Raw genomic sequence first — 14,634 nt, forward strand, 5'->3', positions numbered from 1 at the left:
GACAGGCCTTGTCGGTAACCACTGCGCAAGGGCGGGATGTAGATATGGACGTGCGTTCGGCAGCGGGCTTTCGCCCGCCAGAGGATGTGGAAGACAGGCGGATGGACAGTTCAGCTTCTCCCGAGCTTGTGACGATTACTGCTACGATCGTCGCGGCCTACGTCAGCAACAACTCGATCTCTTCGACCGAACTACCGGGTTTGATTGCGGAAACTCACGCCGCACTCAGCCGCGCCGCGGGTCGCACCGTGCCGCAGGAGCGGGAAGAGGCAAAGCCGAAAGTCGCAGTGAAGAAATCGGTCATGCCGGATTTCATCGTCTGCCTCGAAGACGGCAAGAAGTTCAAATCGCTGAAGCGCCACCTGCGAACGCACTACAACCTGTCGCCGGAAGAGTACCGCGAGAAGTGGGGTCTGCCGCCGGATTATCCGATGGTTGCGCCGAACTATGCGAACGCGCGGTCGCAGCTCGCCAAGAAGATGGGCCTCGGCACCCGCCGCGAAAAATAAGATCCCAGCGTCTTAACGCTACCGATCTCGCTTCTAATCTGAATTTTTCGCGTCGCCGCGAGAGCGTTTCCCGAATTGCGAAAGTTCGAGCGCGGCAAGCGATCGCCGCTCGTCCTTGAGCAAGCGAGCGAGCTTCGCGTGACGCGCGATATTGTAGGCCGTACTTCCCGCGATCCCGCGCCGCCGCTCCTTCCGAAGCTCGCGCTCGATAACGGCAACGAGCTTTTTTCTCCCGTCGGCGGTTCGGTTGCCAAGATCCCTCGGCCAGAGTGGCAAGAGGTGCAGGGCATCGCCGGCGCCGCTGGCCTCTGAATTGCGAGAGTTGGAGCGCCACACATTTCTGGGCGCCTTTGTGTCTCGTATCGAAACGCGATTTTGCATAGCGCCGACTGTGTGGCGGTCGCGAGATGCGGGGATATCTTTCTGCTATCCCTATCGCGTTAGGGTGAATGATAGACGCGAGAAAAAACTTATCCCCGCCATTTGGGGCAACCGTATTCTTTCGTTGTCATGTCACAGATGCAGTTGTCAGTTCAGAGCGAGGATGCGGTTACCGAGGCCGCCATCGACCGCGCGCTGATCAAGCCGGGCTTGCGACTGGTGTTGCGAGCCTCGGCCTCCCCGTTGGAGATGCGCCAGCGCAGCGCCCCTCGTTCCGGCAGGCGGGAAGTTCTCCGCCATTGCCGTGCGCGCCTTGCGATCGACATCGCCATATCGAACGTCTTCGGCATCGAGTCCGAAGGGCTTTGGCACGGCAAGCGCGGTGTCAGAGACGTCGCCGAAGCGCGGCAGGTGGCGATGTATCTCGCGCATGTCTGCTGCGGCATGACGTTGACGGAAGTCGGCACCATGTTCGGCCGCGACCGGACCACGGTCGCGCACGCATGTTTGAAGGTTGAATACCGCCGCGACGACCCATCGTTCGATCGCGCGCTCGACGTGCTGGGCTGGGCCTTGCCGACTCTGGTGATGCGCGAAGTCGGGTCGAACGCATCGCCATCTCCTGACGATAACAACCATCAGTAACTGAGACCGGGGATCAGCAATGACCGTAAGATCATCTCGTGCCGCGAGACGCCGGGCGCACGCGGAATGCAAAGCGCCTGAACGCAATCTCGCGGAAAGTCCGCTCGCGTGGCTGGCGCGGCGGAAAGACAAAGACGGGCGGCCGATGCTCAGCGAAGCCGAGTTCGATGCCGGCGAAAAGCTTCGCGCCGATTTCTGGTTCGCTCAAATGACGCCGCGGGTCACCGCCAACTGGTCACAGCTCTTGAGCGGAGGCGGCGGCTCCAAGGGCGCGCCCGATATCGGTCCAGACATTCGCGATTCCGTCATTGCCGCGCATGAACGCGTCAAGCGCGCCCTTGGAGCCGTCGGTCCCGACCTCGCGGGCGTTCTGATCGACGTCTGCTGCCATTTGAAGGGCCTGGAAGTGAGCGAGAAGGCAAGCGGCTGGCCGCAACGCTCCGGCAAGATCATTCTGCAGATAGCGCTACGCCAACTCGCCCGGCATTACGGAATGCTGCCTGAGGCCGCGCAGGCGACGGAGCAAAAACCGGTGCGGGTCAGGCACTGGGGCGCAAGCGATTATCGTCCGCAGATCGACGCCGGTCAGGTTTGAAGGATCGGCTGAACTAAGCCGCGAGCATCTCGGCGGCGTCCGCGCGGATGCGTTTCACCATCGAGGCGAGTCCGTTCGAGCGTTGCGGCGTCAGATGATCCTTGAGCCCGAGGCTCGCAAAAATCCCTTCTGCATCGATCTTCAGGATTTCGTCGAGAGGCTTGCCTTTGTAGATGATGAACAGGAGGGCGATGAGGCCCTGGACGATGTGGGCGTCGCTCATGCCCTGCATTTCGAGCGTATCGTCGGCGCTGCCTTTCGCGCCGGAACCGGCGCGCTTGGTCGCAAGCCAAACCTGACTCGCGCAGCCGCGGACCTTGTTGGCGTCCGTTCGAAGCGCTTCGGGAAAAGCGGGGAGCGCGCGGCCGAGCTCGATCACATAGCGATAGCGATCCTCCCAATCATCGAGGAGCGCGAAATCAGCGCGGATGTCGTCGAGCGTCATCGGGAAAGTCCAGCCTGCAACCCGCTAAATCAGGCGCTACACTACACATAGGTGCGCAGGCTGGTCGAGGGCAAGACCGGTGGCGATCAGATGCAGCCGGTCGTTTAGACGTCGCTCAAACGCCGTTTTTGTTCAAATGCTTGCCGCGCCAGTCAGGCTCTTTATCGAGAGGCGTCAGAGTGCCGCTGTCGCGCTCGAGGAGGGCAGGAGCAACGCGGGCTTTACTCTGATCGAGGTTTAAGCTCGACGTCGCGAGGCCCGAAGCTTCCCGCTCGCGCATCATGTCGTAGGCGAGCTTGGCCCCGAACTCGGCCTTGGCGACGAATTGCGACCACAACTCCGAGCCCTTCGCGCACGCGGCGGAGTTTCGGTCGCAGAACGTCACGACCCATTGAGCCGTCGACCCGGCGCGCTCGTAAAGATGCTGCTGCTGCTCGCGATCGGACGGAAGCAGCGCAATGGCCACCGCGGCAAACGTAGCAATTCGCAACATACCCATAGCTCGAACCTTCGCATCTCTGGCCGGACGCGCGGTCCGGCCGTTGATCGGATTGGTGGTGAGGCATTCCCCTCGCTCATGTGGATAACAGGCCCGGCTCAAGGTCACGTCAGTTTGTGCACCGCAATTCGAAGCGATTTTGCTTCAAGTTTTAGATAAATTGGATCGGTCTCGGGCAGCGGATTTCCGGGCCGCAATGTCTCGACAGTTAAGCAGGTCTTAACGGCTGACTCGCCATAGTCTGGAGCTGGGAACGAGCAACGGGCGTCAGGATGACCGAGAGGGATATAAAGCTCGCAACTGTCATTTCGTTGCTGGCGACGACGAGCGTGGCCTTGAACATGTTCGTCTTCCAGAATACGGCTCCGGGCAACGCCATCGAAACCGGCGGCATCGTCACCGATCGCACCTCATGGGTCGACGGACCCGGCATCGCGCTCGGACCGACGTCGCCCGGTCCCGCAGCGGTCAATCCGCCAGATGCCGACGGCGTGCTGCCGCCCGCGCCAATGAGCCAGATCGATGATGCGAACCGCGCGGAGCTCACGAAGGGCATACAACGCGAACTCGGCAACCTGCATTACGAGCCGGGCCAGGCGGACGGCGTCTTGGGGACGGTCACCCGCGCCGCGATCTTCGCGTATGAATACGACAACGGCCTGGTGTTGACCGGGCAACCGAGCGAGCAGCTTCTGAGCCAGCTGATCCTTGGCTCGTCATCCATGTCGCCGAGTGCGGCGCGGCCCGGCAAGACGATGACGGCCGATGGCGAAAGTCTCGTTCGCACCGTCAAGCAGCAGCTCTCGGCGCTGGGTTATCAGACCGGTGTTCCAGGTTCCGCGATGACGCCCGAGTTCGCGCGCGCCGTCCGCGAGTTCGAGACCGATCAGAAGCTGAAAGTGACCGGACGGATATCCGGGCCCTTGGTCAGCCGGATCACCCGGCTGCAGGGCGAGCCGAAGGCGCGGCGCGAAGCGATTGCCAAGGCGGCGAAGCACTAGAGCAATTCCAGCAAAAGTGTGCAGCGGTTTTGCGTCCGGAATTGCGTCAAAACAAAAGGCTAGAGCGTTTTCGCGATTCGAAGAAAAGCGGAAACGCTCTAGAAAATTCTGCTCCGCTCGCCGATAACGGAGAGGCATGCGTCTCAAATCCGAAATCTGGGTGAAGGCTTATCTCCGCCGCTGCCAAATCAATGGTGCGACGGGCGTCGTCGTCCGTCACGGCGACGATGATGCCGGCGCGATCTTCATCAAGATCGTGAGGCCGGATCAGACGGCCGCCGTGTTCTCGCCCGCGCCGGCAGGCTTCGATGAAGCGGATGTCGATCGGCGCTGGGTCACCCGTTTCAAGCAAGGCTTCGTACCCGAACCCGACGCCGAAGCTCTTTTGAAACGCGAAGCGGAATTCGACAGCGACCTCTGGATCGTCGAAATCGAGGACCGCGAGGGACGTCACTTTCTCGGTGACGAATTGATGAACTAGCAACGAAACCGCGCGCTCCGGATTCGATTTTACCCCGCGTTAAGAACTCCAAGACACTACTTCGTCGATTGCGATGATTCTGGCGGCCGCAGCGCATTCACGCCACAATTCAGTATACGTCCCATTGCTCGTGGCGAAAGTCCTTATGGCGAGAAGTGCCGCATGGGGCGGGCAGGTGCCCGCGCTTCGGGGGACCACGCATGGCGACGATCATCGCATTCAAGACGGTGCCGAAGCCGACGGCCGCATCCGTGCTCGCGGCATACGGAGCAGGCCAATCCGCGGAAATCGTGCTTTTTCCGGGCGTACGCTACGAGCGTCACGCCGAGACGCAGGACAAGAAGCCGAAGAAGCCGAGACGGGGCCGCGACACGCTCGAAATCGATAGCGAAACGAAATCCTGACCGCACCACGACCACCAACGTCATCCTCGAACGGACGAGCCTGCGAGGCCGCTCGGTGATCCAGCGCGAGAAGTGCCGAAGGCACGATACTGCGTCTTCGACGAGTCTAACGCTGGATCCCCGGCCTTCGACGCAGCTCCGCCGCGCTCGGCCGAGGATGACGGTCGAGTGATTTCTGCGGTGAGTTCCCCACCCACCGTCATGCCGGCGGAGGCCGGCACCCAGACAAGCTTCAACAGAACGGCAGATGCGGATCGCTCCGCGCTGACTGCGAGCACAGAATGCATTGCCCTTTGCCTGGATCCCGGCCTTCGCCGGGATGACGATGTTGGACGAGACGGGCCCACGGCTGTCATCCCATCAGAGGTCATCCCGAGCGAGCCCTCTTGCGAGACCCAGGACCCAGGAATGCAATCCCGTCTCGCGCAAGCGGTCCTGGGTCCCGGCTCTTCGCTTTGCTGCGGCCGGACAAAGGAGCAAGTGGCTAAGCGCCACCCGGATTGCATGAGGCCTTGGCCAGAACCGACAGCTCGTCGGCGCGATAGGGATCGCCCTTGTCGGGAGCGCGAACAACGACCAGGCCTTTAGCCGCTGCGATCGACTGCTGAGCTTCAACCGGCTGTGGCGCGCCCCCAAGCGCGATGCCTTGCGGCAATCCGAGAAAGCGATCGTCGGCGGGCACGATGGAGAGATCAACCGTCGTTTCCCGGTCGGCGGAAGCGGCGGCGAAATAAAGGTTCTGTCCGTCCGGCGCGTAGATGCCGATGGTCCAGCCGAGATCGGGAAGCAGCGCCCGAACACGCATCGTCGTATCGGTCGTATCGAAAAGGCAGAACGCATAGCGCGAGTCAGGCGCGAGGAACGGCAACGGCTGCCGCTGTGGAGCGATCGCGTCGGTGATCACCATCTTGTTTTGCGGCAGCGACCGGGCGAGCCGCGTGTACGCCGATCCGCGCGCATCGTTGACCGCCAGGAACGTGGCGGTGAGATGCACGATCCCCGCAACAAGAAGAAAGATGGCGAGCAGCCGGAAGTCGAAGCGCTGCAGCAACTTCATGAACATCCCTCCCGCGTGATGACGGGCAGATGCCTGTTACGCTCTGCACGCTCTTCGCTCGAAAGACCGGTCGCCGGATCGAGCACGGTCAAGACGAGCACGAGACGTCCCGCGCCGCTTGTCGGCAGCCAGTTGCCCGGACGCGCGTCCCGCCCAAGCGTGACGACGAACGATCCATTGGGACTGGGCGCGATCGTGTCGGCCGTGAACTCGTAGCGGTCGGCGTCGTTGGAGATAAGATTGCCGCGCGCGTCGAACACGGCAAGGCTCCACCACAGGCCGCGCATGTTCGCGCCTTCGACGATGTAGTTGCACGACGAGTGCAGCCGCGCCCCCTGCGAGTCGGTGCGCGCCTCGAAGATCCCCGCGCTGTCCGCTGAAATCCTGAGCTTCCCCGTCGTTACGATGTGCGCCTTCGTGTACGGGTCGGCGCTCTCGCGGCCGATGCTGCGCCACTGTTGCCATGGCCCGTAGGTATCGGTCGAAAGCGGTGAGCCGCGCGCGATCATGAAGCGGCTCGACCAGACGCCGACGGTGACGGCGAGCATGATCGTCAATATGAGACTGATCGTGCGCAACAGACTCGCGAAAATCGCGCGCGCCACGCCACCGCGCGATGACGGCGGCGAGGATGATACCGCTGGCTCGAGTTCGACCGATGCCAAGTGCGTGGCTTCCTGTTTCGACGCGAGGCTAAGGCCGCGTCCTGGGGTTAGTGGACGATGTGCCGGGCATTGCGCCAGCCGGCATGGCGGGAATCGAAAGGTCGTCGCGAGAGGTATCGAAGAGCGTCGCACGCCGTTCGGGCTTCGCCGCACCTGGACGGATCGCAGGCTGCGGCGCTTCCTTGGGATCAATGGGCGTCGTTGGCGGCGAATGCGACGATCCGGAGGACGGTGCCGGCGCGGGCTCGGCTTGCCCGTTCGCCTTGCGAAGCGCAGCGACGAGAACCTTCAGCGCATCGCGCGTCTTGGACGGCATGATAGCAGGGGTTTTCGCAGCATCGGCTGCGGACTGAGCCGGCTCGATGCCGGCCGCGACCTGCTGCGCCCGGATCTCCGCGAGCCGCTGCTGCTCCATGACCTGACGCGGATGCGGAGTGAGGCCCGGAATGGTCGGAATGTTCATGTCGGTGTGAGCGACCGTCATCAGGTCATGCCAGATCGGCGCCGCCTGGTGACCGCCGGTGACGCCCGAACGCATCGGCCGGTTGTCGTCGTTGCCGATCCAGACGCCCGCCACGTATTTCCCCGTGAAGCCCATGAACCATGCGTCCTTCGGGCCCGTGGAGGTGCCCGTCTTGCCCGCGACGTTGGTGAAATCGAGATTGGCCATGCCGCCGGTGCCTTCCGTCACGACGCGATTGAGCATGACGTTCATCTCTTCGGCGACGTGCCGCGAAAGGACCTGCCGTGGCGGCGGCTCGTCGCGCTCACGCGAATAGAGCAGATCGCCCTTCGATGTCGTGATGTCGAGAATGCCATAGGGCTTGGCGAGCTTGCCGCCGTTCGCGAAGGTCGCGACGCCGCCGGTATGCTCGAGCACCGTGATGCCGCCGTCGCCGAGGGCCATCGAGCAGGTCTTCTTGACTCCCTCGACGCCGAGCCGCTTGGTCATCTCGACGACCTTTTCGCGGCCGACGACGAACGACAGCTCGGCCGCGACCGTATTCAACGATTTGGCGAGCGCCATCCAGAGCGGCAGGCGCGAGCCCGAGCCGCCGCCCCCGCCGTAGTTCGACGGCGACCAGTTTCCGCACGAGCGCGAGGCATCGCGCACCATCGTCTCCGGCGTGAAGCCGTTCTCCATCGCCGTTGCATAAACGTAGACCTTGAACGACGAGCCGGGCTGGCGTTTGGCATGCGTCGCACGGTTGAATTGGCTTTCGCCGTAATCCGGTCCGCCAACGATCGCCCGGACCTTGCCGTCCGTCTCCATGAGAACGATCGCGCCCGACGTGAAATGCAGGTCGCGGCCCTCCTTGCGAAGCGCCGCGTTGAGCGCTTCCTCCGCCTGCCGCTGCAGCGTCAGGTCAACCGTCGTCCGTGCCGTCAGCACGAATTGGTTCTTGCCGTCGGCGAGGCGCTGGACCTCTTCATAAGCCCAATCGAGAAACCAGTCTGGGCTCGTCGACGTGCGTGCCTCGACGATCTTCGCCGGATTCATGCGCGCGGCGTGGACTTGGCCCGCCGTGTAGTAACCGGCCTCGACCATGTTATCGAGAACCTGATTGGTGCGTGCGCGCGATGCCGCCAGATCGACGAGCGGCGAATACTTCGTCGGCGCCTTGAAGAGACCGGCGAGCACGGCCGCTTCCGGCATGGTGATGTCGCGAACCGATTTGCCGAAGTAATATTGCGAGGCAGCCTCGACGCCGAAGGTGCCGCCGCCCATGTAGGCGCGATCGAAGTAGAGCTTCAGGATCTCGCGCTTCGAATAGCGGCTCTCGAGAAGAAACGAGAGGAACAGCTCCTTGATCTTTCGCTGCAGCGAGCGCTCCGACGACAGGAACAGATTTTTCGCGAGCTGCTGCGTCAGCGTCGAACCGCCTTGCACGACTTCGTTGGCCTGCACGTTGGTGACAAGCGCACGCATCGTGCCGAACACGTCGATACCGTAGTGTTCGAAGAAGCGCCGGTCTTCCGTCGACAGCGTCGCCTTGATCAGAACGTCGGGAATTTCCTCGAGCGGCACGGCGTCGTTGTGCAGAATGCCGCGCTTGCCGATCTCGTTGCCGTTGACGTCGAGGAATTTGACCGCGTACCGCCCCGTCAGGAATTTGCTCTCGTCGAACTCTTCGAATGCGGGCAGCGCGAGGCCGTAGAGAACGACGAGACCGCCGAACAGCATCGTCAGGCCTTCGGAGGCGAATTCATTGAGGAGGCGGCGCCAGCCAACGAGCTGAAAGCGGGCGAAGTAGCTCGAGCCTGCGTTCCAGTAGTCCTTGACGCGCGACCACGCTTCCCCGAGCGCGGAATTGATCTGCGAGTCGAGCCTGAGCCAGTCAACGAAGCGGTCGCGGCCGCCCTGCCTGTGAAACCAGTCGTTCAAGAAACGGCCACCCTAACGACGTCGCTCTTGTCACGCGTGAGACGTGGGCTTAAGCCCTCAACAGCGAGAGTCTTTCTTGCAACAACAATCGCGACGCCTCCAGTAGGACGCGCCGCTTAAACCGAATTGCCGATTACACGGCGTAAGTCGACGAAATTGTGGTTATCGCGACTGAACCGACAATGGAAGAGCAAGACTTGATGTTGGACGGCAACGATCCACCGTTCTGGCGCACGAAAACCCTCGAAGAGATGAGCCGCGACGAGTGGGAAGCTTTATGCGACGGCTGCGGGCGGTGCTGCCTCGTCAAGCTCGAGGACGAGGATACGGCCGAGGTCTACTTGACGCGCCTCGCGTGCGGAATGCTCGACGTCCGGACCTGCCGGTGCAAGGACTATCCCAATCGCTTCAAGAAGATGCCGGATTGTCTTGAGATCGATATTGCACGCGCGCGGGAACTCTCCTGGCTACCGAAGACGTGCGCCTACCGCCTCGTCGGCGAAGGGCAGGACCTGATGTGGTGGCATCCCTTGGTCTCCGGCTCGCCCGACACGGTGCATCAGGCCGGCGTCTCGGTCAGAAGTTTCGCCATGAGCGAACGTCGCGTCAAAGAAGAGAATTATTGGAAATACATCATTCCGGACGGCGGCCCGGAACCAGACGCGAAGTCCGAGCGGAAACGCCGTCCGCCGGGTGCCAGCGAACGCCCTCCCGAAACCGCCGAATAGCGGCAGCGCGCTTTTCCGGGGCTGCGAAAATTTACGCGAGCAAACTTATCCTCGCTCTGAGAAAGTCGACTATAATCGGAAAGTTTATACCGACGGTCGCGAGAATATCTTTTAAATTCATAGGCTTACGTCGTTTTTACCGTTGACAGCGTGACGCTTCTCGGGTAGGTTTTTTGTATAACGCGAAAAGTGTGAGAGGCCGCTGAGACGGCCCGCAGGCCGAAAATTTCCTCGCCTCACACGTCAATCCGCAATTTCCAAAAAGGCAGTGTGCATGGCAGCGGCGTCGACGGTGCGGCGAACCCCTTCGCGTGCCCGCAGCGATACGAAGACGCCCAAGCCGGGCAAATCGGAAGCAGAGGCCGAAAGCCCGGCGCCGAAACCAAAGCCCGTGACGAAGGCCGTCGCTTCCGCGGCGAAACCCAAAGCCACGGCGAGCACGCGCGCGAAGGCAGCGCCGGAGAGGCGAACGCGTGCCAAGCCCGATGCCCTCGTTCAGCGCGTCTACAACACGATCGATGGCGAGCTGACGAAGCTCGAAAAGCAAAAGGGGCTGACGTCCCAGGATCGCGAGCGCGCCTCCCGCGCCCTGTCGCAGATGGTCAACGCACTGGAGAAAGCAGTTGAGATGCAACGCGTGATGACGAAGCGGAAGCCGACCGGAGGTGACGCGAAGAGCAAGGAGGCGCTAGCCCATGCGGAAGACCTACGCCGCGAAATTGCGGAGCGTCTTGAGCGCCTCAATCGCAAGCGGTCGCCTCAGCGAAGTTCTGAATGAGCTGAGCGCGGACGAACTCGAGTTCATCGCCCATGACTGGGAGCTATGGGCACGCGACGAGCAGTTGGCGCCAGAATTGATTGCGCAAGACTCGTGCAACAAGCCCGTGCCCGGCGGCCGGCTCGCGGAACGCGAGTCGCCGGGCACAAACATAGGATGGCGCGTCTGGCTGCTGCTCGGCGGTCGCGGATCGGGAAAGACTCGCGCCGGCGCGGAGTGGGTGAGAAGTCTCGCTTGCGGCGGCGACGAAGTTTCGTCCGCGGCGGCCGGCTCGACGGAGGAGAGTCGCCGCGGACAAACGAAAAGCCAACCAGCGCGCATAGCGCTGGTCGGCAAGACTCTTGGCGACGTCCGCAACGTCATGATCGAAGGGCAGTCGGGTTTGCTCGCGATCCATCCCACACACGAACGGCCCGAGTTCGAACCGTCGAAGCGGCGCCTGACATGGCCGAACGGCGCGGTCGCGGAACTGTTCTCGGCGGACGAAGCCGAAGCGCTGCGCGGCCCGCAGTTCACAGCCGCCTGGTGCGATGAACTCGCCAAATGGCGCGGCGCGGAAAGGGCATGGGACATGTTGCAATTCGGACTCCGCCTCGGCGAGGCGCCGCGCGTCTGCGTGACGACGACGCCGCGCGCGACGAAGCTTTTGAAACAGATCATCGCGGACGAAGCGACCGTGACAGTCAACATTGCAACCGCCGACAACGCGACGAACCTCGCGCCGACGTTCCTCGCCGAGATGACGCGCCGCTACGCCGGCTCCGCGATTGGCCGCCAGGAATTGCTCGGCGAGATCGTCGAAGATGTGAGCGATGGCCTGTGGCGGCGGCATTGGATCGAAGAGGCGCGAGTAGAAAACGCGCCGGAGATGCAACGCGTCGTCGTCGCGCTCGATCCGCCGGTAACGGCAACGGCATCGTCGGACGCATGCGGGATCGTGGTTGCGGGATTGGGCGTCGACAAACGCGCCTACGTTCTGGCGGATCGCACAGTGCAAGGACGAACGCCGGAACTTTGGGCGCGCGCCGCGCTCGGCGCCTACGATGATTTCGAGGCCGATCGCATGGTGGCCGAAGTCAACCAGGGCGGCGATCTTGTGCTCTCGGTGCTGCAGCAGTTTCGCGAGAATTTCCCCGTCGTCAAAGTCAGAGCGACGCGGGGAAAATGGGTTCGTGCGGAGCCGGTCGCGGCGCTCTACGCGGAAGGCCGCGTCGCGCACGTCGGCCGCCTCGACGCGCTGGAAGATCAGATGTGTGCGTTCGGTTCCGACGGCACGGTCAAAGGCCGCAGCCCCGACCGCGCCGACGCGCTCGTCTGGGCGATCACGGATTTGCTTTTGAGCGACAAGACGAAACCATCGGTCAGGATGCTCTGAAATCCTCCCTCTCCTCGCGTGCGGGAGAGGGAACGCCCCACCACCGTCATCCCGGCCGGTCTTCACCCTCCCCCGCGCGGGGAGGGTGGCGCGAAAGCGCCGGGTGGGGGCAGCCACTCGGTGCAACCCCCACCCCTAACCCCTCCCCGCAAGGGGGAGGGGAAGTCGCCCGTCAGCCCTCGGGACGTGCCCGAGGCGCAAAGCAGCCGCTGACAAATACAAAAGGACAATGCATGTCGCTGATCTCGGAAGCGCTCACGCGCTGGCTGCCGGTGCAAAGACGTGTGCCGAACGGCCGGCTCGCGGAACGTGAGTCTCGCGCAACATCGAGCGCGCCAGGCGGCCGGCTCTCCGCAGGGGAGTCGCCGGGCGCAAATGAACGACTCTCTCCGAGCCTAAATCAAAAAGGCACCGCCACCGGCCCGCTCATCGCCTACCAAAATCTCGGCGAGCCCGTGTGGGCGCCGCGCGACTATTCCGCCTTCGCCCGCGAAGGCTTCATGCAGAACGCCATCGTCTATCGCTCCGTACGCATGATCGCGGAGGCCGCCGCCACGATCCCGCTGCTCCTCTATGAGGGCGCGAACGAGATCGAGGATCATCCGCTGCTCGACCTCATCCGGCGGCCGAGCCTCGATCACACCGGCACCGATTTTCTCGAAGCCTGGTACGGCTTCCTGCTCGTCGCGGGCAACGCCTACGTCGAAGCGGTCGCGCTCGATGGCGAAATCCGTGAGCTGCACATTTTGCGGCCCGACCGCATGAAGGTCATTCCCGGTCTCGACGGCTGGCCGGAAGGCTACGAGTACACCGTGGCGGGACGCTCCGTGCGCTTCATCGACGACGTGGCAGCGAATGTCCGCCCGATCCTGCACGTGCGCCTCTTCCATCCGGCGAACGATCACTACGGCATGAGCCCGATCGAGGCCGCGGCCACCGCGATCGACATTCACAACACCGCGTCGGGCTGGAACAAGGCGCTGCTCGATAATTCCGCGCGGCCTTCGGGCGCGCTCGTCTACGCCGCGTCGAACGGCCAGATGACCGACGAGCAGTTCACGCGTCTGAAAAGCGAGCTCGAGACGAACTTCCAAGGCGCGCGCGCCGCCGGACGTCCGCTGCTCCTCGAAGGCGGCCTCGACTGGAAGCCCCTGTCGCTGACGCCGAAGGACATGGACTTCATCGAGGCGAAGAACGCCGCCGCCCGCGAAATTGCACTCGCGATCGGCGTGCCGCCGATGCTGCTCGGCATTCCGGGCGACAATACGTATTCGAACTATCAGGAAGCGCAGCGCGCCTTCTGGCGACAAACTGTGTTGCCGCTGGTGAATAGAACGGCGCGAGCGCTTGCAAGCTGGTTGGGCCCAGCTTTCTCAACATCTAGCGCGCTCGGCGGCCGGCTCGGATCTTCGTTTGCGCTTGGCGACTCCGCTCCGCGGAGCCGGCCGCCAAGCGCGTTGGAGTTGCGCCCCGACCTCGACCAGATCGAAGCCCTCGCCCCCGAACGCGACGCGCTCTGGAAACGCCTCGAAGCCGCGAGCTTCCTAACGACAGACGAAAAACGCGCGGCTGCCGGATATGACGCGAAGCCAGACAGTTCGCCCTCTCTCAAATATCGCGAGGACCAACCGCGCGTTCCGGCAGGAAACGGCCACGTTAGCGGCCAGTGGACGGATGAGGGTGGTGGCGGTGGAACCAGAACCTCCGATGGCCGCGTGCGGGTCGCGCAAGCGCGACGCCCCACACGAACAACGACAATTCGCGGCCGCAACTACGAAGTCGTCAGTGATGCCGAAGAAACCGAGCTGATCCTAGCTGCAGCCAGAGCCGAAGCGGCGCTCAACCGCGTGCGTGAACTGGATCCTAACTGGCGTGCCTCGCCCAGTCTGTCGGACCCTCACTCGGCGCGCGGTGCGATCGACGCTTACAGGGCTCTCGCGCAGCAGGCAGAAGCGCGGGCGACGTTTATCGAGCGCGGCGGCGTCCCGCTGGGCTTTGCCTCGCGCGAGGACTTCGCGGCGTTCGGCCGTGCCGCACAGTATGAGTTGGGGCGCGCCGGTTACAACGACGCCTACGTTTATCTGCGCGGCAGCGCGGTGACCGGATATCGTTATGAGAGCGGTGAAGCGTTCGATGTGGGCAGGCCAAGTGACTTCGATCTGGCGATTGTAAGCCCGACGATGATGCTGCGCGCGGAACGGGTAGGTGTGCCGCTCCGCAGCGGTCGGGCAAGAACCGTAGTGCTGGAAAGTGAGCAAGAACGGTCTCTGGGAATCTCCGATTTCATGACGTCGATGCGAAATCACTCGCGTCGTGACACGACCATCGTGATTTATCGCTCGAAATCGGCTATGGATGAACGCGGGCCGAATATAGAATTGCCCTGAAATGAGAGATGAAAATGGTAATGTACGTTTTATTCGGTGTTAAAGATTCCGGTTTTTCTGATGTCGACGATGCTGCCGCAATGGTTGCGCACGTGATAAACGCAACGCCGGTGAAACGGCACTCGGAGTACAAGGGCGACTATTGCAAGTTTGAGACCGGCACCGCAGAAGAGGTTCAACTCGTCTCGGGTACCTTCGCCGATGAGGACGGCAAATACCCGGCGTCACATGATTTTCCAAATTGGAAATTCCTGCTGTATCTCAATGAAACGAGTGCGCAGTCGACTTGGCTCAAGGC

The 14,634-nt window shown here is 62.7% G+C and carries 17 protein-coding genes; 12 read left to right on the plus strand and 5 right to left on the minus strand.

Going from position 1 to position 14,634, the window contains the following annotated elements; translation table 11 throughout:
• The first annotated feature begins 101 nt into the window (after positions 1-101).
• The 4 genes from AB4Z24_RS20545 to AB4Z24_RS20560 all read left to right on the plus strand — a co-directional run bounded on the left by AB4Z24_RS20545 (position 102) and on the right by AB4Z24_RS20560 (position 2,130).
• Positions 102-509, plus strand: a complete 408-nt coding sequence (locus AB4Z24_RS20545; protein ID WP_290988966.1) for a MucR family transcriptional regulator — start codon at positions 102-104, stop codon at positions 507-509.
• A 75-nt stretch (positions 510-584) separates the two neighbouring features.
• Positions 585-821 carry a hypothetical protein gene (locus tag AB4Z24_RS20550; protein ID WP_441711203.1) on the plus strand — a complete coding sequence of 79 codons (237 nt, stop codon included), beginning with the start codon at positions 585-587 and terminating at the stop codon, positions 819-821.
• 207 nt (positions 822-1,028) lie between these two features.
• Positions 1,029-1,535 carry a helix-turn-helix domain-containing protein gene (locus AB4Z24_RS20555; protein WP_441711205.1) on the plus strand — a complete coding sequence of 169 codons (507 nt, stop codon included), beginning with the start codon at positions 1,029-1,031 and terminating at the stop codon, positions 1,533-1,535.
• A gap of 19 nt (positions 1,536-1,554) precedes the next feature.
• Complete coding sequence (locus tag AB4Z24_RS20560) at positions 1,555-2,130, plus strand: DUF6456 domain-containing protein (RefSeq protein WP_441711207.1); 576 nt, start codon at positions 1,555-1,557, stop codon at positions 2,128-2,130.
• Between the two features lie 13 nt (positions 2,131-2,143).
• On the opposite strand, the gene AB4Z24_RS20565 is transcribed toward AB4Z24_RS20560, so the two are convergent.
• The gene (locus tag AB4Z24_RS20565; RefSeq protein WP_441711209.1) at positions 2,144-2,575 is read right to left on the minus strand and encodes a SufE family protein; all 432 of its coding nucleotides are present in this window, start codon (positions 2,573-2,575) and stop codon (positions 2,144-2,146) included.
• Between the two features lie 115 nt (positions 2,576-2,690).
• Positions 2,691-3,074, minus strand: a complete 384-nt coding sequence (locus AB4Z24_RS20570) for a DUF5330 domain-containing protein (RefSeq protein WP_441711210.1) — start codon at positions 3,072-3,074, stop codon at positions 2,691-2,693.
• 272 nt (positions 3,075-3,346) lie between these two features.
• On the opposite strand from AB4Z24_RS20570, the gene AB4Z24_RS20575 reads away from it, so the two are divergent.
• The 3 genes from AB4Z24_RS20575 to AB4Z24_RS20585 all read left to right on the plus strand — a co-directional run bounded on the left by AB4Z24_RS20575 (position 3,347) and on the right by AB4Z24_RS20585 (position 4,960).
• The gene (locus AB4Z24_RS20575) at positions 3,347-4,075 is read left to right on the plus strand and encodes a peptidoglycan-binding domain-containing protein (RefSeq protein ID WP_441711212.1); all 729 of its coding nucleotides are present in this window, start codon (positions 3,347-3,349) and stop codon (positions 4,073-4,075) included.
• Between the two features lie 136 nt (positions 4,076-4,211).
• Positions 4,212-4,556 (plus strand): DUF1491 family protein, encoded by a 345-nt coding sequence (locus AB4Z24_RS20580; RefSeq protein WP_441711214.1) that lies wholly within the window; start codon positions 4,212-4,214, stop codon positions 4,554-4,556.
• A gap of 200 nt (positions 4,557-4,756) precedes the next feature.
• On the plus strand, positions 4,757-4,960 hold the full coding sequence (locus AB4Z24_RS20585; protein WP_441711215.1) for a hypothetical protein: 204 nt from the start codon (positions 4,757-4,759) through the stop codon (positions 4,958-4,960).
• Positions 4,961-5,444: 484 nt separating this feature from the next.
• On the opposite strand, the gene AB4Z24_RS20590 is transcribed toward AB4Z24_RS20585, so the two are convergent.
• Genes AB4Z24_RS20590 through AB4Z24_RS20600 form a run of 3 tightly spaced genes read right to left on the minus strand, consistent with a single transcriptional unit; the run spans position 5,445 to position 9,068 of the window.
• Positions 5,445-6,017, minus strand: coding sequence for a DUF1254 domain-containing protein (locus AB4Z24_RS20590; protein ID WP_441711217.1), 573 nt, complete (start codon positions 6,015-6,017; stop codon positions 5,445-5,447).
• Positions 6,014-6,682, minus strand: a complete 669-nt coding sequence (locus tag AB4Z24_RS20595; protein WP_441711219.1) for a DUF1214 domain-containing protein — start codon at positions 6,680-6,682, stop codon at positions 6,014-6,016. Before AB4Z24_RS20595 ends, AB4Z24_RS20590 begins: the two co-directional genes overlap by 4 nt.
• 28 nt (positions 6,683-6,710) lie before the next feature.
• Entirely contained in the window at positions 6,711-9,068 is a 2,358-nt protein-coding gene (locus AB4Z24_RS20600; RefSeq protein ID WP_441711221.1) for a transglycosylase domain-containing protein, read from the minus strand.
• Positions 9,069-9,250: 182 nt separating this feature from the next.
• Here AB4Z24_RS20600 and AB4Z24_RS20605 point away from each other — a divergent pair, with 182 nt between their 5' ends.
• The 5 genes from AB4Z24_RS20605 to AB4Z24_RS20625 form a co-directional block, all read left to right on the plus strand.
• Complete coding sequence (locus AB4Z24_RS20605; RefSeq protein ID WP_441711223.1) at positions 9,251-9,796, plus strand: YcgN family cysteine cluster protein; 546 nt, start codon at positions 9,251-9,253, stop codon at positions 9,794-9,796.
• Between the two features lie 274 nt (positions 9,797-10,070).
• On the plus strand, positions 10,071-10,574 hold the full coding sequence (locus AB4Z24_RS20610) for a hypothetical protein (protein WP_441711225.1): 504 nt from the start codon (positions 10,071-10,073) through the stop codon (positions 10,572-10,574).
• The gene (locus AB4Z24_RS20615) at positions 10,492-11,949 is read left to right on the plus strand and encodes a DNA-packaging protein (RefSeq protein WP_441711227.1); all 1,458 of its coding nucleotides are present in this window, start codon (positions 10,492-10,494) and stop codon (positions 11,947-11,949) included. The genes AB4Z24_RS20610 and AB4Z24_RS20615 overlap by 83 nt, the downstream gene beginning before the upstream one ends.
• A gap of 233 nt (positions 11,950-12,182) precedes the next feature.
• On the plus strand, positions 12,183-14,336 hold the full coding sequence (locus tag AB4Z24_RS20620) for a phage portal protein (RefSeq protein ID WP_441711228.1): 2,154 nt from the start codon (positions 12,183-12,185) through the stop codon (positions 14,334-14,336).
• A gap of 20 nt (positions 14,337-14,356) precedes the next feature.
• Positions 14,357-14,634, plus strand: a 278-nt coding sequence (locus AB4Z24_RS20625) for a hypothetical protein (RefSeq protein ID WP_441711230.1), incomplete at its 3' end; no start/stop codon positions are given.

It is taken from the genome of Hyphomicrobium sp. 2TAF46 (genome assembly GCF_052114865.1).
Classification (GTDB): Bacteria; Pseudomonadota; Alphaproteobacteria; order Rhizobiales; family Hyphomicrobiaceae; genus Hyphomicrobium_B.

Coding starts and splice junctions, on each gene's coding strand:
- AB4Z24_RS20545 (WP_290988966.1), top strand. CDS start 102: ATGGACAGTTCAGCTTCTCCCGAGCTTGTGACGATTACTGCTACGATC.
- AB4Z24_RS20555 (WP_441711205.1), top strand. CDS start 1,029: ATGCAGTTGTCAGTTCAGAGCGAGGATGCGGTTACCGAGGCCGCCATC.
- AB4Z24_RS20560 (WP_441711207.1), top strand. CDS start 1,555: ATGACCGTAAGATCATCTCGTGCCGCGAGACGCCGGGCGCACGCGGAA.
- AB4Z24_RS20565 (WP_441711209.1), bottom strand. CDS start 2,575: ATGACGCTCGACGACATCCGCGCTGATTTCGCGCTCCTCGATGATTGG.
- AB4Z24_RS20570 (WP_441711210.1), bottom strand. CDS start 3,074: ATGGGTATGTTGCGAATTGCTACGTTTGCCGCGGTGGCCATTGCGCTG.
- AB4Z24_RS20575 (WP_441711212.1), top strand. CDS start 3,347: ATGACCGAGAGGGATATAAAGCTCGCAACTGTCATTTCGTTGCTGGCG.
- AB4Z24_RS20580 (WP_441711214.1), top strand. CDS start 4,212: ATGCGTCTCAAATCCGAAATCTGGGTGAAGGCTTATCTCCGCCGCTGC.
- AB4Z24_RS20585 (WP_441711215.1), top strand. CDS start 4,757: ATGGCGACGATCATCGCATTCAAGACGGTGCCGAAGCCGACGGCCGCA.
- AB4Z24_RS20590 (WP_441711217.1), bottom strand. CDS start 6,017: ATGAAGTTGCTGCAGCGCTTCGACTTCCGGCTGCTCGCCATCTTTCTT.
- AB4Z24_RS20605 (WP_441711223.1), top strand. CDS start 9,251: ATGGAAGAGCAAGACTTGATGTTGGACGGCAACGATCCACCGTTCTGG.
- AB4Z24_RS20610 (WP_441711225.1), top strand. CDS start 10,071: ATGGCAGCGGCGTCGACGGTGCGGCGAACCCCTTCGCGTGCCCGCAGC.
- AB4Z24_RS20615 (WP_441711227.1), top strand. CDS start 10,492: ATGCGGAAGACCTACGCCGCGAAATTGCGGAGCGTCTTGAGCGCCTCA.
- AB4Z24_RS20620 (WP_441711228.1), top strand. CDS start 12,183: ATGTCGCTGATCTCGGAAGCGCTCACGCGCTGGCTGCCGGTGCAAAGA.